Source organism: Pseudomonas sp. PDM24 (assembly GCF_019218905.1).
Lineage (GTDB): Bacteria > Pseudomonadota > Gammaproteobacteria > Pseudomonadales > Pseudomonadaceae > Aquipseudomonas.
This window is the reverse complement of record NZ_JAHUWR010000002.1, coordinates 149,308-167,363: the sequence shown is the minus strand read 5'-3', so window position 1 is coordinate 167,363 and position 18,056 is coordinate 149,308. Positions and strand designations below refer to the sequence as shown.

The 18,056-nt window shown below is 59.8% G+C and carries 15 protein-coding genes; 4 read left to right on the top strand and 11 right to left on the bottom strand.

Annotated features, from left to right (window positions below):
- Nucleotides 1–28: 28 nt before the first annotated feature.
- Nucleotides 29–1,501: a betaine-aldehyde dehydrogenase gene (betB, locus tag KW837_RS08600; protein ID WP_218395249.1), complete on the bottom strand. Its 1,473-nt coding sequence runs from the start codon at nucleotides 1,499–1,501 to the stop codon at nucleotides 29–31.
- A 106-nt stretch (nucleotides 1,502–1,607) separates the two neighbouring features.
- Nucleotides 1,608–2,201 (bottom strand): transcriptional regulator BetI, encoded by a 594-nt coding sequence (gene betI, locus KW837_RS08595; protein ID WP_192344858.1) that lies wholly within the window; start codon nucleotides 2,199–2,201, stop codon nucleotides 1,608–1,610.
- Between the two features lie 379 nt (nucleotides 2,202–2,580).
- Here betI and KW837_RS08590 point away from each other — a divergent pair, with 379 nt between their 5' ends.
- A complete protein-coding gene (locus tag KW837_RS08590) occupies nucleotides 2,581–4,530 on the top strand; it encodes a BCCT family transporter (protein ID WP_238541979.1) in 1,950 nt (649 codons plus the stop codon).
- Nucleotides 4,531–4,748: 218 nt separating this feature from the next.
- On the opposite strand, the gene choV is transcribed toward KW837_RS08590, so the two are convergent.
- The 3 genes from choV to KW837_RS08575 form a co-directional block, all read right to left on the bottom strand.
- Nucleotides 4,749–5,927 (bottom strand): choline ABC transporter ATP-binding protein, encoded by a 1,179-nt coding sequence (gene choV, locus KW837_RS08585; RefSeq protein WP_218395248.1) that lies wholly within the window; start codon nucleotides 5,925–5,927, stop codon nucleotides 4,749–4,751.
- Complete coding sequence (gene choW / locus KW837_RS08580; RefSeq protein WP_218395247.1) at nucleotides 5,924–6,769, bottom strand: choline ABC transporter permease subunit; 846 nt, start codon at nucleotides 6,767–6,769, stop codon at nucleotides 5,924–5,926. Before choW ends, choV begins: the two co-directional genes overlap by 4 nt.
- A 65-nt stretch (nucleotides 6,770–6,834) precedes the next feature.
- On the bottom strand, nucleotides 6,835–7,782 hold the full coding sequence (locus tag KW837_RS08575) for a choline ABC transporter substrate-binding protein (protein WP_008072543.1): 948 nt from the start codon (nucleotides 7,780–7,782) through the stop codon (nucleotides 6,835–6,837).
- Nucleotides 7,783–8,219: 437 nt separating this feature from the next.
- On the opposite strand from KW837_RS08575, the gene KW837_RS08570 reads away from it, so the two are divergent.
- On the top strand, nucleotides 8,220–9,596 hold the full coding sequence (locus KW837_RS08570) for an L-serine ammonia-lyase (protein WP_123497247.1): 1,377 nt from the start codon (nucleotides 8,220–8,222) through the stop codon (nucleotides 9,594–9,596).
- A 532-nt stretch (nucleotides 9,597–10,128) separates the two neighbouring features.
- Nucleotides 10,129–11,232, top strand: a complete 1,104-nt coding sequence (locus tag KW837_RS08565; RefSeq protein ID WP_008072536.1) for a GlxA family transcriptional regulator — start codon at nucleotides 10,129–10,131, stop codon at nucleotides 11,230–11,232.
- A 115-nt stretch (nucleotides 11,233–11,347) separates the two neighbouring features.
- Here KW837_RS08565 and KW837_RS08560 read toward each other — a convergent pair whose 3' ends face one another.
- The 6 genes from KW837_RS08560 to KW837_RS08535 all read right to left on the bottom strand — a co-directional run bounded on the left by KW837_RS08560 (nucleotide 11,348) and on the right by KW837_RS08535 (nucleotide 16,804).
- On the bottom strand, nucleotides 11,348–11,611 hold the full coding sequence (locus tag KW837_RS08560) for a hypothetical protein (RefSeq protein WP_095633693.1): 264 nt from the start codon (nucleotides 11,609–11,611) through the stop codon (nucleotides 11,348–11,350).
- Nucleotides 11,612–11,984: 373 nt separating this feature from the next.
- Nucleotides 11,985–13,148: a gamma-butyrobetaine dioxygenase gene (locus KW837_RS08555; protein WP_218395246.1), complete on the bottom strand. Its 1,164-nt coding sequence runs from the start codon at nucleotides 13,146–13,148 to the stop codon at nucleotides 11,985–11,987.
- Nucleotides 13,149–13,161: 13 nt separating this feature from the next.
- Entirely contained in the window at nucleotides 13,162–13,638 is a 477-nt protein-coding gene (locus tag KW837_RS08550; RefSeq protein WP_218395245.1) for a thioesterase family protein, read from the bottom strand.
- 129 nt (nucleotides 13,639–13,767) lie between these two features.
- A complete protein-coding gene (locus KW837_RS08545; RefSeq protein ID WP_218395244.1) occupies nucleotides 13,768–14,733 on the bottom strand; it encodes an L-carnitine dehydrogenase in 966 nt (321 codons plus the stop codon).
- Between the two features lie 141 nt (nucleotides 14,734–14,874).
- The gene (locus KW837_RS08540) at nucleotides 14,875–15,762 is read right to left on the bottom strand and encodes a 3-keto-5-aminohexanoate cleavage protein (protein ID WP_008008106.1); all 888 of its coding nucleotides are present in this window, start codon (nucleotides 15,760–15,762) and stop codon (nucleotides 14,875–14,877) included.
- Nucleotides 15,763–15,859: 97 nt separating this feature from the next.
- Entirely contained in the window at nucleotides 15,860–16,804 is a 945-nt protein-coding gene (locus KW837_RS08535) for a choline ABC transporter substrate-binding protein (RefSeq protein ID WP_218395243.1), read from the bottom strand.
- Between the two features lie 223 nt (nucleotides 16,805–17,027).
- Here KW837_RS08535 and KW837_RS08530 point away from each other — a divergent pair, with 223 nt between their 5' ends.
- Nucleotides 17,028–17,975 (top strand): GlxA family transcriptional regulator, encoded by a 948-nt coding sequence (locus tag KW837_RS08530; protein ID WP_218395242.1) that lies wholly within the window; start codon nucleotides 17,028–17,030, stop codon nucleotides 17,973–17,975.
- Nucleotides 17,976–18,056 lie beyond the last annotated feature (81 nt).

Below are 18,056 nucleotides of genomic sequence, written 5' to 3'. Positions count from 1 at the left end.
GCCTCGCGGGCAACACAAGACTCGGGGCTTAGAACACCGAGGCGTAATCGCCCAGTTCGACCTGTACCGATTTGATGCGTGTGAAGTTGTTCAGCGAGCTGATGCCGTTCTCACGACCCACGCCCGACTGCTTGTAGCCGCCGACCGGCATCTTGGCGTCGGACTCGCCCCAGGCGTTGATCCAGCAGATACCGGCTTCCAGTTGATGGATCACACGGTGAGCGCGGTTCAGGTCTTTGGTGACGACACCAGCCGCCAAACCGAACTCGGTGTCGTTGGCGCGACGGATCACTTCTTCTTCGGTTTCGTAGGTCAGGATGCTCATCACCGGGCCGAAGATTTCTTCGCGAACGATGGTCATCTCGTCGGTGCAGTCGGTGAACACGGTCGGTGCCACGAATGCGCCTTTGGCGAATTCGCCTTCGGTCAGACGGCTGCCGCCGCACAGAACGCGCGCGCCTTCTTCCTTACCTTTGGCGATGTAACCCAGCACGCTTTCCATGTGGGCGAAGCTGACCAGCGGGCCGAAGTTGGTGTTCTCGTCTTCCGGGTTGCCGACGCGGATCCGGGCAACGCGCTCAACGATCTTGGCTTCGAACGCAGCTTTCAGGTGGCTCGGTACGAACACGCGAGTGCCGTTGGTGCAGACCTGACCGGAGCTGTAGAAGTTGGCCATCATCGCGGTGTCGGCGGCGCGATCCAGGTCGGCGTCGTCGAAGATGATCAGCGGGGATTTGCCGCCCAGTTCCATGGTCACGTCTTTGAGCGACGAAGCGGAAGCGCTGGCCATCACCTTCTTGCCGGTGTCGGTGCCGCCGGTGAAGGAGATTTTTTCGATGCGTGGGTGTTCGGTCAGCCAGGTGCCGACTTCACGGCCACTGCCGGTCAGAACGTTGAACACGCCAGCCGGAACGCCAGCTTCGGTGTAGATCTCGGCCAGTTTCAGGGTAGTCAGGGAGGTGACTTCGCTTGGCTTGAAGATCATCGCGTTACCGGCCGCCAGGGCCGGTGCGGATTTCCACAAGGCGATCTGGATCGGGTAGTTCCATGCGCCGATACCGGCCACGACGCCCAGCGGCTCGCGACGGGTGTAGACGAAAGACGTGGTGCGCAGCGGAATCTGCTCGCCTTCGATGGCCGGCACCAGGCCTGCGTAGTACTCCAGCACGTCAGCGCCGGTGACGATGTCGACGTAACGGGTTTCGGAGTACGCCTTGCCGGTGTCCAGGGTTTCCAGGGCGGCCAGTTCATCGTTGCGCTCGCGCAGGATGTCGACGGCGCGACGCAGGATGCGCGAACGCTCCATGGCGGTCATTGCAGCCCAGATTTTCTGACCCTTTTCGGCGCTGACCACAGCGCGCTCAACGTCTGACTGGGTCGCACGTTGTACGGTTGCGAGGACTTCACCGTTAGCCGGGTTGATGGCTTCGAAGGTGGCGTCGCTGCTGGCGTCACTGTAGCCGCCATCGATGTAGAGTTTTTGCAGTTCGAAACGGGCCATAAGGTCCTCGCAAGTGCATAAGTGGTTGGCGTTGACCACCGGGCGAGCCGTGTAGCAGTGGCGTCGCGGTCGGTAGCGGTTCAGGTGCTGAGCGGTTCTGTGTGCTCTAACTCACCTGCTTGGCCAGTTGGAAATCCATGTATTCGTAAGCGATCTGGTGCGCCTGCCCGGTGTCGAAAGCATCTCCCGACAGCGCGCCGCGCAACCACAAACCGTCAATGAGGGCTGCCAGGCCGCGGGCGGCGCTGCGCGCTTGATCAAGCGGCAACACACGGCGGAACTGGCAGCACAGGTTGGAATACAGACGGTGATCGTTGATCCGCTGCAACCGGTGCAAAGACGGGTGGTGCATGCTGGTGGCCCAGAAGGCCAGCCAGGTTTTCATTGCCGGGCCATTGACCTGGCTGGCGTCGAAGTTGCCTTCGATAATCACCTGAAGGTGAGCCCGTGGGCTGGTGTCCTCCAGCGCCTGACGGCGCGCGGTGACGTTCTCGCTGAGGACACTCATCAGATACTGCGCCGTGGCGGCGATCAGGCCGTTCTTGTCCTGAAAGTAGTGACTGATGATGCCATTCGAGACACCGGCCAAACGGGCGATCAGCGCAATGCTGGCGTCCCCCATGCCGACCTTGTCGACAGCCTGTAGCGTGGCTTCGATCAATTGCTGGCGGCGGATGGGTTGCATACCGACCTTGGGCATCTTGCACATCTCCTTAGGCCTTCCGGTGGACGAAAAACGGCTACCGGGTTAAAGGCCAGTCTATTTTGTTTTGATTGAACGTTCAATCAACAAAGAATAAGATCTGCGACAATTCGTCGCTGCCTACAGGTTTTTCCTACACGTAGTTGGCGGAAAAACGACATCTGAAAATGCTCGAAACCCACACGCTCAGGCGTTCAGGGGTTTCGGGCTTTTTTCGGGCTGTCTTTATATCACCCGCCGGTCGGCTGCCAACTAACCGAATGGTCGGGTAACGCGTTGCCTTGTGTTCTTCTCTCGCACTGCCTGGAGCATCTGTGCCATGAGTTCTGCCTCTCTAATAAAGACCCCACCCGAGAAGGTGACGGTCAACGGTTGGGTGTTTTACACCTCTACCGCGCTGATCCTGCTGTTGACCGCCATTCTGATCATTGCCCCGCAAGAGGCCGGCAGAATGCTCGGCATTGCCCAGGCCTGGTTGTCCCGCAGCTTCGGCTGGTACTACATGGTGGTGATCGCCGCCTACCTGGTTTTTGTGGTTGGCCTGGCGTTTTCGTCCTACGGCAAGCTCAAGCTGGGCAGCAAGGACGACACCCCGGACTTCAGCTACGGCGCCTGGGCGGGGATGCTGTTCTCGTCGGGTATCGGCATCTCGTTGCTGTACTTCGGTGCTTCCGAACCGCTGGATCATTACTTCAATCCGCCGGAAGGCGTGGCCGGCAGCAATCTCGCGGCTCGTCAGGCGGTGCAACTGACGTTCCTGCATTGGGGCCTGCATGGCTGGGCGATCTACGCACTGGTCGGCCTGGCCGTGGCGTACTTTGCTTACCGTCATAACCAGCCGCTGGCGTTGCGGTCAGCGCTGTATCCGCTGGTCGGCGAGCGTTGGGTCAAAGGCGCGGCCGGTCATGCGGTGGACGGCTTCGGCATGTTCGTGACCTTGCTGGGGCTGGTGACGAACCTGGGGATTGGTTCGCTGCAAGTATCGTCGGGGCTGGAAAACCTGTTCGGCATGGAGCACAGCAACACCAACCTGCTGATCGTGATCATCGTGATGAGCACCGTGGCGACCATCGCCGCTGTGTCTGGCGTGGAAAACGGCATTCGCCGTCTGTCCAACCTGAACATCGTGTTGTTCAGCGGTCTGCTGATTTTCGTGCTGCTGTTCGGCCCGACCCTGCACCTGCTCAACGGCTTTGTGCAGAACATCGGCGACTACCTGAACGGCGTGGTGCTGAAGACGTTCGACCTCTATGTGTATGAAGGCGACAGTGAGAAGTCCGACCGCTGGCTGGGCCTGTGGACTCTGTTCTACTGGGCCTGGTGGATTTCCTGGGCCCCATTCGTCGGCATGTTCATCGCGCGTATTTCCCGTGGTCGCACGGTGCGTGAGTTGGTGGCCGGCGTGTTGCTGATTCCGCTGGGCTTCACCCTGGCATGGCTGTCGATTTTCGGTAACTCGGCCCTGGACCTGGTGATGAACCATGGGGCGGTGGAACTCGGGAAGACGGCACTGGAACAGCCGTCGATGGCGATCTACCAGTTGCTTGAGCATTACCCTGCGTCGAAGATCGTGATCGGCGTGTCGATTTTTGTCGGCTTCGTGCTGTTCCTGACCCCGGCGGATTCCGGCGCGGTGATGATGGCCAACCTTTCCTGCAAGGGCGGTAATGTTGACGAAGATGCGCCGCACTGGCTGCGGATTTTCTGGTCAGCAGTGATCACTCTGGTGACCATTGGTCTGTTGTTCGCCGGTAACTTCGAAGCCATGCAAACCATGGTGGTGCTGGCCGGTCTGCCGTTCTCCGTAGTGCTGGTGTTCTTCATGTTTGGCTTGCACAAGGCCATGCGCCAGGACGTGCAAATCGAACAGGAGCAAGCGGAACTGGCAGCGCGTGGTCGTCGTGGTTTCAGCGAGCGTTTGACCCAGCTGGACCTGCAACCGAACCAGTCGATCGTTCAGCGTTTCATGGACAAGCAAGTCAGCCCGGCGCTGGAAGATGCCGCTGTGCAATTGCGTGCTCAGGGCCTGGATGTGCAGACGTTGCTGGGCAAGTCGAAACGCTGCATGGGCGTGCGGATCGAGATGGAAGAGGGCAACCCTTTTGTCTACGAAGTGAGCCTGGACGGTTATCTGGCGGCGGCGAGCGACACGGTGTCTGCTGAAAGCGCTGATGAACCGCGCGCACGTTACTACCGTGCCGAGGTGTACCTGCATAACGGCAGCCAGGATTACGACTTGATGGGCTTCACTCAGGATCAGATCACCCGTGACGTGCTCGATCAGTTTGAAAGCCATCGGCAATTGCTTGGCCGGGTTTATAGCTAAGAGGTGAGTGGCGCGGTGTTCCAGTGACACCGTGTCGTATTCTTCGCGGGCAAGCCTCGCTCCTACAGGTATTCGGTTGATCACCTATTTATGATTCAACCCCTAACCTGTAGGAGCGAGGCTTGCCCGCGAAGGGGGCATCAGCCGCAAAACTGCATGACCCGATATCCCGCAAACAAAAACGCCGCGATCTCTCGCGGCGTTTTTGTGTCTGCTTCTTACCCCAGGTTCTTGCCGAGCAGCGCGTGGTACAGCTCGCTGTCGCCAAGAATCCCGACAACCTTGTTGTTGTCATGCAACACCAGCTTATTGCCGGTCTGGTAACGAATCTGCAACGCATCGCGCATGCCGATGTTGGAGTCCACCAATGTTGGCCGACGCCCCAAACCTTCAACCGCTTGCCCCGGTATCCAGTTCTGCAGGTCCAGGCTCGAACCGTTCTGGCGTGCGCCTTTGATGGTGTTGCCTTCGGCCAGGTCCAGCCACGAATCGCCGCCCGGATCCAGGCACACCGAACCGTTGATGCGTTTGCAGTTGTCCAGGGTGCGCATCAGGCTGCGACCACACAATACGTTCAGCGGATTGGTGTGGGCGACGAAGGTGCGCACGTAATCGTCCGCAGGGTTCAGCACGATTTCTTCCGGTTTGCTGTACTGGATGATCCGGCCGTCTTTCATGATGGCGATACGGCTGCCGAGCTTCAGGGCTTCATCGAGGTCGTGGCTTACGAAAACGATGGTCTTGCTCAGTTTGCGTTGCAGTTCCAGCAGTTCGTCTTGCAGGCCTTGGCGGATCAGCGGGTCGAGGGCCGAGAACGGTTCGTCCATCAGCAGAATGTCGGCGTCCATCGCCAGCGCTCGGGCCAGGCCGACACGCTGTTGCATACCACCGGAGAGCTCATTGGGTTTCTTGTTGCGCCACTGGGTCAGGCCTACCAGCTCAAGCTTCTCGTCCACCAGTTTGCGGCGTTCTTTCTCGGGGCGTCCTTGCATTTCCAGGCCGAAGCTGATGTTCTCGCGCACCGTCAGCCAAGGCATCAGGGCGAACTTCTGGAACACCATCGCGATGCGCTTGGTGCGCATCATTTTCAGTTCCGCCGGGGTGCAAGAGGCGATGTCGATCTGCTTGCCTTCGTGCTCGACGAACAACTTGCCACGGCTGACGGTGTTAAGGCCGTTGATGCAGCGCAACAGGCTGGATTTGCCGGAGCCGGACAGGCCCATCAGTACGCAGATTTCGCCTTTTTCGATGTCCAGGCTGGCCTTTTCGACACCGACGATTTGCCCGGTCTTTTTCAGAATCTCGTTGCGGGTCATGCCCTGGTCGAGGAGTTTGAGCGCCTCGCGCGGGTCTTTGGAGAAGATCACGTCCACGTCTTCGAAGCGAATAATGCTCATGCGTCACCCCCTACTTTAGCGTCGGGTTGTTTGCAGATACGGTCGAGCATGATCGCCAGCAGTACGATCGCCAGGCCTGCTTCGAAGCCCAGAGCGATATCAGCAGTGTTCAGTGCGTTGACCACGGGTTTGCCCAGGCCATCGGCGCCCACCAGTGCCGCAATCACCACCATCGACAACGACAGCATGATGCACTGGGTGATACCGGCCGCGATGCTTGGCATGGCGTGGGGCAGTTCAATTCGCGAGAGCAGCTGACGGCGCGAGCAGCCAAAGGCCTTGCCGGCGTCCATCAGTTCGTCCGGAACATCGCGGATACCCAGGTAGGTCAGGCGGATGGGCGCGGCAATCGCGAACACCACCGTCGAGATCAGACCTGGGACCACACCCAGACCGAAGAGGGTCAGGGTAGGAATGAGGTACACAAAGGTCGGCACGGTCTGCATCAGATCGAGCACCGGCCGCATCACTGTGTAGAACATCGGTTTGTGCGCGGCGACGATGCCCAACGGCACGCCGATCAGCACGCACACCAGGGTGGCGAACAACACCTGGGCGAGGGTTTCCATGGTTTCCTGCCAGTACCCCAGATTGAGGATCAGCAGAAAGGAGGCGACGACGAAAACGGTCAGGCCCCATTTGCGTTGAATGAAGTGTGCCAGTAGCGCGATGAGGCCGATCAATGCCAGCGGGTTGAACCAGGTCAGCGCAAAAGTCACACCGTGGATCATCGTTTCCAGTGACACGGCGATTGCGTCGAAGGTGCTGGCGCCGTGTTGCGTCAACCATTCAACGAAGCCCGCGATGTACTGGCCTAAAGGTATTTTCTGATCAATCAGCATGGTAGTGAACGTCCGCATGCAAGGGAATAAACAGCCCGGGCGAGCGAACTCGCCCGGCGTAAGCATTACTGCGCAAGCTTGGCTTTCACGGCCTCCAGGCCAGGTTTACCGTCAATGGTGGTCACGCCAGCGAGCCAGGTATCGAGTACCTGTGGATTCTTTTTCAGCCAGGCCTTGGCGGCCGCGTCAGGCTTCATTTTGTCGTCCAGGACGTTGCCCATCAGCGTGCTTTCCATGTCGAGGGTAAACACCAGGTTTTTCAGCAACTGACCGACGTTGCTGCATTCCTGTGCGTAACCCTTGCGGGTGTTGGTGTAGATGGTCGCCTGGCCGAAGTTCGGGCCGAAGTATTCGTCGCCGCCGGTCAGGTACTTCATCTTGAATCGCGTGTTCATCGGGTGCGGTTCCCAACCCAGGAACACCACGGCGGTGTTGCGGCGCTGGGCGCGATCGACTTGCGAGAGCATGCCTGCCTCGCTGGACTCGACCACCTTGAAGCCGGCGTCTTTCAGGCCGAAGGCGTTCTTGTCGATCATGCTCTGGATCAGGCGGTTGCCGTCGTTACCCGGTTCGATGCCATAGATCTTGCCGTCGAGTTCTTTCTTGAACTTGGCGATGTCGGCGAAATCTTTCAGACCTTTGTTATACAACTCTTCGGGGACGGCGAGTGTGTATTTTGCGTTTTCCAGATTAGCGCGCAGCGTGTCCACGGTGCCGGCATCGCGGTAGGCCTTGATGTCGTTTTCCATGGTCGGCATCCAGTTGCCGAGGAACACGTCCATGTTCTTGCCGTCGGCCAGGGACTTGTAGGTCACCGGCACGGAAATCATCGTGGTCTTGGTCTTGTAGCCCAGGGCATCGAGAACGACGCTGGTGGTGGCGGTAGTGACGGTAATGTCCGTCCAGCCGACATCGGAGAAGTTTACGGTGCTGCATTGGGCCGGTTCTGCGGCTTGAGCCAGAAACGGCAGACTCAGCATGGCGGCCAACAACAACGACGGGGAACCTTTCATAAGGGGCGACTCCTTGGTGTTTTTTTTGGCAGTGTTCCGACTGGACCACCGCACTTATCTGTTGCGGTTGGATGGCGTTTTGGAGACAGCTCTACCACGGCGCCTTGCAATCGAGTCGATACGATCATGTACCAGTGAAAATCTGACGCCTACAGGGTGCGTCGTAACCAGTACAGGGATGGTCGCATCCAGTGTCGGTAACGTCGTTTACAGCTTTTTTCAGCCCGTTTTGCCCCTCTGATCCGCAAAAAAACGGCGAAAACACAGCGTAAGCGGCCTGCGGCGCTAGCGGGCATGAGTGCGTCGGTGTGAGACGTTGAACGACATGACAAAAGCCTGATGATGCGGCCATCTCGGCGGATTGCAGCTTGAGCGTAGCAGCTCCGTCACTGGGCGCTTTTGCGCCTGGAGCAGGCACATCCAGGAGTTCAGCAGTAATGGCTATCAGCGTTTTCGACCTGTTCAAAATCGGCATTGGCCCTTCCAGTTCACACACCGTGGGGCCTATGCGCGCCGCGGCGCTGTTCGTGCAAGGTTTGCGTGAGCAGGGTCTTTTGGAACAAGTAAGGCGTGTCGAAGTTCAGCTTTATGGTTCGTTATCTGCCACCGGCATCGGTCATGGCAGCGACAACGCGGTGATCATGGGGCTGATGGGCGAGTGGCCGGACGCGATCGATCCGTCGCAAATCGGCATCCGCATCGAGACCCTGCGTGAAACCGACACGCTACTGCTCGACGGTCGCTTGTCGGTTCCGTTCATCTGGGCTCGGGACATGCGCCTGATCGACGAGAACCTGCCGTTCCATCCCAACGCCATGACCCTGGTTGCAGAAGGTGATCACGGTGAGCTGCATCGCGACACCTACTATTCCATCGGCGGCGGTTTTGTCGTCGATGAGGCACAGGCTTCCAGCGGCGTGGTGGATCTGGATAGCACCGTGCTGCCTTACGACTTCTCCAGTGCCGTCGAGCTGCTCAGTCTCTGCAAGCAGCACAACCTGCGCGTTGCAGAGCTGATGATGGCCAACGAGAAAGTCTGGCGCAGCGAAGAGGAAATTCGCGCCGGCCTGATGAAACTCTGGCGCGCGATGCAAGATTGCGTGGAGCAAGGCCTCAAGCACGAAGGCATCCTGCCCGGTGGCCTGAATGTGCGTCGTCGCGCGGCCAAACTGCACCGCAGCCTGCAAGAACTGAACAAGCCCAACGTGATCGGCTCGACCTTGAGCGCCATGGAGTGGGTCAACCTGTTCGCCCTGGCGGTCAACGAAGAAAACGCTGCTGGCGGGCGCATGGTTACGGCGCCGACCAACGGCGCGGCGGGGATCATTCCGGCGGTGTTGCACTACTTCATGAAGTTCAGCGAGGCAGTGACCGACGCCAACGTGGTCGATTACTTCCTCAGTGCCGCAGCGGTGGGGATTCTGTGCAAGAAGAACGCCTCGATTTCCGGTGCCGAGGTCGGTTGCCAGGGTGAAGTCGGTTCGGCCTGCGCCATGGCGGCGGCCGGGTTGGCGGAGATTCTGGGGGCTACACCGGAGCAATTGTGCAACGCGGCGGAAATCGGCCTGGAACACAACCTCGGCCTGACCTGCGACCCAGTGGGTGGCCTGGTGCAAGTGCCGTGCATCGAGCGCAATGCGATTGCCGCGGTGAAAGCGATCAACGCGGCGCAGATGGCGCTGCGGGGTGACGGTCAGCACTTTATCTCGCTGGATCGGGTGATCCGCACCATGCGTGATACCGGTGCCGACATGCACGACAAATATAAAGAGACATCGCGCGGTGGGTTGGCGGTTAGCGCGGTTGAGTGTTGAATCAGTAATACCGAGTCGCCTGCTTCGCGAGCAAGCCCGCTCCCACATTGGATTTGTGCATGACGCTGATTAAATGTGGGAGCGGGCTTGCTCGCGAAGGGGCCAGACCAGTCAAAACTGCGCACTAAGTGAACACCTGCACCAAAACGCGCCACCTTTTAGCGCGTCGCAAACAGGTAAGCCTGTCTCCCCCAGTCAGGGATCCAATTCAAGCCTGACCGTCCGTCACCTGTGCTTGCGGTGACACTCTCCCCAGGAGCGTCGCAGCCCTGTTCCCACAAGTGCTACCGATTTGCTCACAGGCAACAGGGTAGCGGGTTTGCGGCCTCTAATGGCACTTATGACCTCTTATCTCTGCGCGCCATATCTAGACGCATCGCGACGTCGTTTTCAGGAGTTATTGAACACGCATTCAAGTTTAGGCATGGCAATTGCTCTGTCATTACAAAGCCCGTCTCCCACGCGAGAACGATGGCAATAAAAAGAGCCTCCGCCTGAGGCCATCACCCGCTTTGTGTGAGGAGATACCGCGATGACGACGTTCAACTCCGGGGCTCAACCCCAGAACCGTGCGCCTCAATCCATCGGCTTTTTGCTGCTGGACAATTTCACGCTTATTTCTCTGGCCTCTGCAGTAGAACCTCTGCGCATGGCCAACCAATTGTCCGGCCGCGAGCTGTATCGCTGGACCACACTCACCGTCGATGGCGGTCAGGTCTGGGCCAGTGACGGACTGCAAATCACCCCCGACGCCTCCATGCACAAAGCGCCTCCCCTGGACACTGTCATTGTCTGCGGCGGCATCGGTATTCAGCGTACTGTTACCCGTGAACACGTGTCGTGGCTGCAAAGCCAGGCGCGTCAGCACCGTCGTCTCGGCGCGGTCTGCACCGGCAGCTGGGCCCTGGCTTGCGCAGGCCTGCTGGACGGTTTCGATTGCAGCGTGCACTGGGAATGCCTGGCGTCGATGCAGGAAGCTTTCCCGCGGGTGGCCATGAGCACCCGTCTGTTCACCCTCGATCGCAACCGTTTCACCAGCTCCGGCGGCACCGCGCCGCTGGACATGATGCTGCACCTGATCAGCCGCGATCACGGTCGTGAACTGTCGGCCGCGATCTCGGAAATGTTCGTCTACGAGCGCATCCGCAACGAGCAGGATCACCAGCGCGTGCCGCTCAAGCACATGCTCGGCACCAACCAGCCGAAGTTGCAGGAAATCGTGGCGTTGATGGAAGCCAACCTCGAAGAGCCGATCGACCTCGACGAACTGGCGGTGTACGTCGCTGTTTCGCGTCGTCAGCTGGAGCGTTTGTTCCAGAAATACCTGCACTGCTCGCCGTCGCGTTACTACCTGAAACTGCGCCTGATTCGCGCCCGGCAGCTGCTCAAGCAAACGCCGATGTCGATCATCGAAGTGGCGTCGGTATGTGGTTTCGTGTCTACGCCGCACTTCTCCAAGTGCTACCGCGAATATTTCGGCATTCCGCCGCGCGACGAGCGTGTGGGTTCCAACACCACGCAACAAGTGGCGATGATGCCGCTGCCGCAAGCGCTGGTGCTGTCGCCATTGTCCGGGCCGCTGTCGGCGTTGAGTCAGGCGCGCAATGAATCGACGTTTGCGAGCGTAAGGCTGTAGACCACGGTGGCTTCATTCGCGGGCAAGCCTCGCTCCTACAGGATTGATGTCGATCGCGATTGTTCGATACGACGCCAAACCTGTAGGAGCGAGGCTTGCCCGCGAAGGCGATCTATCAGGCGCTACGGCTCTGCTGATACGCCGCCAACGCCGGCAGCAATTGCTTGTCGATCGCCTGGCGCACGGCCGGCAGGATGGTCGCGCTGCTGGTGTACATCTGCTTCACCATGGTCCGCAGCGTCATCGCCCGCTCATCGTTCAAGCCTCGCACCGCACACTCGCAAGCCTGCTCGGCTGTAGAGCCATTCGGCACTTGAAAACCCAACGATTTCAGCTGGCCCAACAGGTCTTCCTGGTCAATCAAATCGGCGTGCATCATGACGCAATCCTTCTTCAGGGAACGGTGTCGTGGCTCGATTCTGGTAGGGGCTGGGGATGGCGGCAAGGACGATTTGTCGCAATGGCCGCAATACCTATGAACAGGTCGCTTTCGGCTAACTTGCCATGCATGGGAATGGGCACACTGGATTCAGCTGGCTTCACGAAGGTTTGGTCACCCTCGCGCAACAGCTCCTCAACAGTACCCTCCTCAGCTCCGATCCTGTCACGGCTTGATCGGGGTTTTTTTTGCCTGTGAATCAGTGATGAAAGTGTTGATTGGGCTGACGCTTTCGCGGGCAAGCCTCGCTCCTACAGAGTTTTGCGTGATTCTTGTAGGAGCGAGGCTTGCCCGCGAAGAACGATGACGCGGTTTATCTTTGCAACACCAAAATCCGCGACAGCAACTCATCCCTGTCGACATAACACCCCTGGAAATGCCGGGCGCCGGTAGCGGGGTCGAAAGCGTTGCGGGCGTGCAGGGTACGGCGGTTGTCGAAGCACCACAGCTCACCGGGTTTGAGCCGCGTCATCACCCGGAAGCGCGCCTCGCGGGTCATCGCAATGAAGCGCCGGTAAGCGCGATACAGCTTGGGCATCTGCTCGACTGAAGCATCGAACGGCCCACGCAGAAAGTTCGCCATACGGATCTCCGACACCTGCCCGAAAGCATCCAGGGCGATGATCGGCGCCAGACAGCGGTAGTCGCTATGGCGGTCCTTGTTGCGGAACTCCACGGGAATTTCACACAAGGCTTGAAACGCCTCGGGATCTTCCTGGCGCAAGGCTTGGGCGATGGCAAAACCGTCGACGAAAATGCTCTCGCCACCGTCGGCGTCATTGACCAGGCAATGCAGAAATTGCAGCCCCGGTTGCAACTCCCGGGTCGGCAGGTCGCTGTGCAGCGGCAGGTTGAAGGCGGTGTAGGCATTGCTGTCGGCGTCGGCCTTGGATTGCACGTTGAACAGCACACCGAAATTGCTCTCACGGATGAACGAAATCCGTTGGGCGATCAGCTTCAGCGAGCCCGGCTCAGTCGGTACGCCGCGAACCTGGGTCAGGCCGATGTCGCGTACGGCCAGCAGCCATTGCAGCAAGGCATCGTTGTCGTCCATCAACGCCTGATAGTCGAACACCGGCAACTTCAGCTGGCTGTCCCACAGCATGCTTTTCGGTTTGGCGGCCCTGCGTTCGGCGCGGGACTCGTCGTCATAGGCGTGGGCGCGCAGCCAGCCCGGGTCGAAGCGGCTGAGATGGCCATCCTGCCAATCGATGCACAGACAACCTTCGGCATCGATTTGAGTGCTGTCGGGGATCAGATTTTCCGCGACATCGACGACTTCCAGCACTTGCTCGCGAGTCACCGTGTAGACGCACTGCGGGCACGGGCAGTTATCCCGTAGCCATTGATGATGAAAAGGGCTGACCCGACCGTCCGCCCACTGAACTTGAATGCGGTCCGCCAGGATGTGCACGGCGGTCAACGCGCTGATCAACGGGTAGGTGCGGAAATCGGCAACAGCGGCGGCGGTGTTCATGACGAGCTCCTTGTTATTTTTCGGGCGGCAAAGCAATCACTCGGCCGATGAAGGCGGGGGCGGGCAGGTCGGCTTGCTCGGCGACAATGGCTTGCAGCTTGCTCAAGGTTTCCTCGCTGAACGGTGCGGATCGCGGCCCGGCGAGGTCGACGTGCAGCAGCATTTGTTCATTGCCCGCCAGCTCCTTGTCACCGCCCACCAGATGCAGGCTGTGGTAGAGGTGCAGGCGCTTGCGGTCATGGCCGATGATCTGGGTGTGCACTTCGACGTCGGCATCGAGCTTCACTTCGTGCAGGTAGTTGAGGTGCAGCTCGAGGGTGAACAGCGAATTGCCGCTGGCTTCGCGGTTGTTGCTGTCCATGCCCAGTCGATCCATCAGCGCGTCGGTGGCGTAGCTGAAAATCAGCAGATAGAAGGCATCGCGCAGATGGCCGTTGTAGTCGACCCAATCGGGGATGATTTTGGTTTGGTAGGTGGTGAGGGTGGGCATGACGTCACATCCGAAAGGGTTGAGGTCTGTAGGAGCGAGGCTTGCCCGCGAAGAACGATTACACGGTGCATCAGGTAGACCGAGTTATCGTTCTTCGCGGGCAAGCCTCGCTCCTACAGGAGGGGGCGTTTAGTCTGCGAACGCCATCCCATGCTTCTCTTTGGTGGTTTTCACCGCCTCCAGCACTGCCAGCAAACAATCATCACGATAGCGCTCCAGCGCCGAGATGCTGTGCTTACCCAGTTGATCACTGGTGCCATCCACCACGTCATCGATCAATTTGTCGGTCAGCTCCGGTGCCGGCAGATAGGTCCAGGGCAACTGCAGCGCCGGCCCGAATTGCGCCATGAAGTGCCGCATGCCTGCGTCGCCGCCCGCCAGGGTGTAAGTCAGGAAAGTACCCATGAACGACCAGCGCAGGCCCGCGCCAAAACGAATCGCATCGTCGATTTCACCGGTGGTCGCCACACCGTCGTTAACCAGATGCAGCGCCTCACGCCACAGCGCTTCGAGCAAACGGTCGGCGATAAAGCCGGGTACCTCCTTGCGCACATGCAGCGGGCGCATGCCCAAGGATTCATAGACTTTCATTGCCGCTTGAACCGCTTGCGGCGCGGTATTTTTGCCACCGACCACTTCCACCAATGGCAGCAGGTAAACCGGGTTGAACGGGTGCCCGACCACGCAGCGTTCCGGGTGCGTCGAGCTCTCGTAGAACTCGCTCGGCAACAGCCCCGACGTACTGGAACCGATCAAGGCATTGGGCTTGGCCGCCGCGCTGATTTTGCTGTGCAGTTCCAGTTTCAGGTCCAGTCGTTCTGGAGCACTTTCCTGAATGAAATCTGCGTCGCGAACGCATTCTTCGATGGTCGCGACAAAGCGCAGCCGATCCTGCGACGCGCCGGGTGCCAGGCCTTGCTTCTCCAGCGCGCCCCAGGCATTGGCGACGCGCTTGCGCAGGGCCGCTTCGGCACCGGGCGCCGGATCCCAAGCTATTACATCGAGGCCGTGGGCGAGGGCACGGGACACCCAGCCGCTGCCGATGACACCGCTGCCCAGGGCGGCGAAGGTTTTGATATCAGTGATAAAGCTCATGGCGACGTCCTAAAGAATTTCGGTAAGCCCTGTAGGAGCGAGGCTTGCCCGCGAAGAGGCCGGTACATCCAACGCATCTCTCGCGGCAGGAAAACCGCCTTCGCGGGCAAGCCTCGCTCCTACAGGGTGTGTGTTGGGGGGTTAACCGCGCTTGGTCAGGCCCATTTTTGCCCGGCCTTCAGCCGGCGTCAGAACACGGGCGCCGAGGCGGCTGAGGATTTCCGAAGCGCGTTCGACCAGTTGGCCGTTGGTCGCCAATACGCCCTTGTCCAGCCACAGGTTGTCTTCCAGACCGACCCGCACGTTGCCACCCAGCAGCACCGCTTGCGCCGCCATCGGCATTTGCATGCGACCGATGCCAAACCCGGCCCAGACCGCATCGGCCGGCAGGTTGTCGACCATGGCTTTCATGGTGGTGGTGTCGGCCGGCGCGCCCCACGGGATGCCCAGGCACAGTTGGAACAACGGGTTATCCAGCAGGCCTTCCTTGATCATCTGCTTGGCGAACCACAGGTGGCCGGTGTCGAAGATTTCCAGCTCGGCCTTCACGCCCAGTTCTTGAATGCGTTTGGCGCCAGCACGCAGCTGCGCCGGGGTGGAGACGTAAATGGTGTCGCCATCGCCGAAGTTCAGGGTGCCGCAATCGAGCGTGCAGATTTCCGGCAGCAGTTCTTCGACGTGGGCCAAACGGGTCAGCGGGCCGACCAGGTCGGTATTCGGGCCGAATTCCATAGGGTTCTCGCCCGCGCCGATTTCCAGGTCACCGCCCATGCCGGCGGTGAGGTTGACGATGATGTCGACGTCGGCCTCGCGGATACGCTCCATCACTTCGCGGTACAGCGCCACGTCACGGCTGAACTTGCCGGTTTGCGGGTCGCGAACGTGGCAGTGGACCACGGTGGCGCCAGCCTTGGCGGCTTCCACGGCGGCCGCGGCGATTTGTTTCGGGGTGACCGGCACGTGTGGGCTTCTGGCGGTCGTGTCGCCAGCACCGGTGAGTGCGCAGGTGATGATGACGTCGTGGTTCATGAGGCGGTTCCTTACAGGCGTGATTTTTGGGTGGCTCGGGGCGTGACGATTCCGTTCGCAGCCCGGCCGGGCTGCGAATCGGTGGTTCATTTCAGGTTTATTTACTGGTCAGTTTCAGGTTTTCAGCCGCCGGTTTGCCGTCGAAGGTGGTCACGCCTTCGAGCCAGCGTTGCTTGTCTTGCGGGTGATCTTTCAGCCATTGCTTGGCCGATTCGAAAGCGTCCTTGTGATCCAGCAATGGCTGCATCATCCGGCTCTCGTCTTCGGCGGTGTAGGTCAGGTTGCTCAGCAAACGACCGATGTTCGGGCATTGCTCGGCGTATTTCGGCGCGGTGACCGTCCAGACGGTGGCCATGCCTTCGTTCGGGCCGAGGGCGTCTTCGCTGCCGGTGAGGTAGGTCATTTGCACGTTGACGTTCATCGGGTGCGGCGCCCAGCCGAAGAACACCACGGCTTCCTTGCGCCGCACGGCGCGATCCACCGCCGCGAGCATGCCGGCTTCGCTGGACTCGACCAGCTGGAACTTGCCCAGGCCAAACTGGTTCTTGGCGATCATCGCCTTGATCTGAGTGTTGGCGCCCGAGCCAGGCTCGATGCCGTAGATCTTGCCGCCCAGTTCTTTTTCGAACCTGGCGATGTCGGCGAAGGTTTTCAGGCCTTTGTCGGCGAGGTAAGTCGGAACGGCGAGGGTGGCGCGGGCATCCTTGAGGCTTGGTGCTTCCAGCACTTTGACCTGCTTGGCATCGACAAACGGGGTGATGGTCTGGGTCATCAGCGGGTTCCAGTAGCCCAGGAACAAGTCCAGACGCTGGTCGCGAATGCCGGCGAAGATGATTTGCTGGGAGGCGCTGGTCTGCTTGGTGTTGTAGCCGAGGCCATCGAGCAAGACCTGGGTCATGGCACTGGTGGCAATCACGTCGGTCCAGTTCACCACGCCCATACGCACGTTCTGGCACGATGCGGGTTCGGCCGCCATGACGCTGGCGCTCAAGAAAGCGGTACCGCTGAGTGCAAGAACACAGCTGCTGATCAGTCGTTTCATGTCGGGTTCCTCGGCAGGTCGTTATTGTGGGTTCCGGTGTCTGATGCGCCGGTGATGCCAAGTTACGCAGCAAAGCCCCCGTGAAAGCGCACTGCGGCGACCAGCTCTTGCACTGCAGCGACCTGAGCCCTTGAATGCTCGTTGCAAGTGGCGTATCAACGTCCACACGCTACCCGCCCTCTCGTTACCTGGCCTCTTTTTACCTGCTAAGCGAGTGCGCTCCATGTCCCAGGATTTCTACTTCTTGTTGATGCCGGGTTTTTCGGCGATCGGTTTTATCTCGGCCATCGAGCCGCTGCGGGTCGCCAATCGCTTTCGTGGCGAGCTGTACCGCTGGCATGTGTTGAGCGCTGATGGCGGGGCGGTTTTGGCCAGTAATGGCATGTCGGTCAACGCCGATGCGGCGCTGGAACCCCTGAAGAAAGGCGCGACCTTGCTGGTGGTCGCCGGTTTCGAGCCGCTGAAGTTCGCCACTGCGGCACTGGAGCATTGGTTGCGTCGTTTGGACATCGAAGGCGTGACCCTCGGCGCTATCGACACCGGCAGCTTCATCCTCGCTGAAGCCGGTCTGCTCGATGGCCATCGCCTGACCTTGCACTGGGAAGCCATCGACGCCTTCAAAGAGTCCTACCCACAGCTCAGCGTCACTCAGGAGCTGTTCGAGATCGACCGTCGGCGCATCACCTCTGCCGGCGGCACGGCTTCCATCGACCTGATGCTCGACCTCATCGGCCAGGCCCACGGCCCGGAACTGGCGATCCAGGTCAGCGAACAATTCGTACTCGGGCGCATTCGCCCGCGCAAAGACCACCAGCGCATGGAAGTCGCTACGCGGTATGGCATCAGCAACAAGAAACTGGTGCAGGTGATCGGGGAGATGGAGCAGCACAGCGAACCGCCACTGAGTACGCTGGCGCTGGCGGAATCGATCAAAGTGACCCGGCGTCAGCTGGAACGCCTGTTTCGCCTGCATCTGAACGACACACCGAGCAATTTCTATCTGCGGTTAAGGCTGGAGAAGGCGCGGCAGTTGCTGCGTCAGACGAACATGAGTGTGTTGGAGGTGAGTATTGCGTGCGGGTTTGAATCGCCGTCGTATTTCACCCGCAGTTATCGGGCGAGGTTTGAGCGGTGCCCGCGTGAAGACCGACGGCAAAGCCAGAAGGCCTGAAACCGCCCCCTGTAGGAGCGAGGCTTGCCCGCGAAAGCGTCGTGTCAGGCAACAGTGATTTCGAATGTACCGGCCTCTTCG

Excerpts from the sequence above, each read along its gene's own strand:
- betB (WP_218395249.1), bottom strand. The coding sequence starts at position 1,501 with ATGGCCCGTTTCGAACTGCAAAAACTCTACATCGATGGCGGCTACAGT.
- betI (WP_192344858.1), bottom strand. The coding sequence starts at position 2,201 with ATGCCCAAGGTCGGTATGCAACCCATCCGCCGCCAGCAATTGATCGAA.
- choV (WP_218395248.1), bottom strand. The coding sequence starts at position 5,927 with ATGAGCATTATTCGCTTCGAAGACGTGGACGTGATCTTCTCCAAAGAC.
- choW (WP_218395247.1), bottom strand. The coding sequence starts at position 6,769 with ATGCTGATTGATCAGAAAATACCTTTAGGCCAGTACATCGCGGGCTTC.
- KW837_RS08575 (WP_008072543.1), bottom strand. The coding sequence starts at position 7,782 with ATGAAAGGTTCCCCGTCGTTGTTGTTGGCCGCCATGCTGAGTCTGCCG.
- KW837_RS08570 (WP_123497247.1), top strand. The coding sequence starts at position 8,220 with ATGGCTATCAGCGTTTTCGACCTGTTCAAAATCGGCATTGGCCCTTCC.
- KW837_RS08565 (WP_008072536.1), top strand. The coding sequence starts at position 10,129 with ATGACGACGTTCAACTCCGGGGCTCAACCCCAGAACCGTGCGCCTCAA.
- KW837_RS08560 (WP_095633693.1), bottom strand. The coding sequence starts at position 11,611 with ATGATGCACGCCGATTTGATTGACCAGGAAGACCTGTTGGGCCAGCTG.
- KW837_RS08555 (WP_218395246.1), bottom strand. The coding sequence starts at position 13,148 with ATGAACACCGCCGCCGCTGTTGCCGATTTCCGCACCTACCCGTTGATC.
- KW837_RS08550 (WP_218395245.1), bottom strand. The coding sequence starts at position 13,638 with ATGCCCACCCTCACCACCTACCAAACCAAAATCATCCCCGATTGGGTC.
- KW837_RS08545 (WP_218395244.1), bottom strand. The coding sequence starts at position 14,733 with ATGAGCTTTATCACTGATATCAAAACCTTCGCCGCCCTGGGCAGCGGT.
- KW837_RS08540 (WP_008008106.1), bottom strand. The coding sequence starts at position 15,762 with ATGAACCACGACGTCATCATCACCTGCGCACTCACCGGTGCTGGCGAC.
- KW837_RS08535 (WP_218395243.1), bottom strand. The coding sequence starts at position 16,804 with ATGAAACGACTGATCAGCAGCTGTGTTCTTGCACTCAGCGGTACCGCT.
- KW837_RS08530 (WP_218395242.1), top strand. The coding sequence starts at position 17,028 with ATGTCCCAGGATTTCTACTTCTTGTTGATGCCGGGTTTTTCGGCGATC.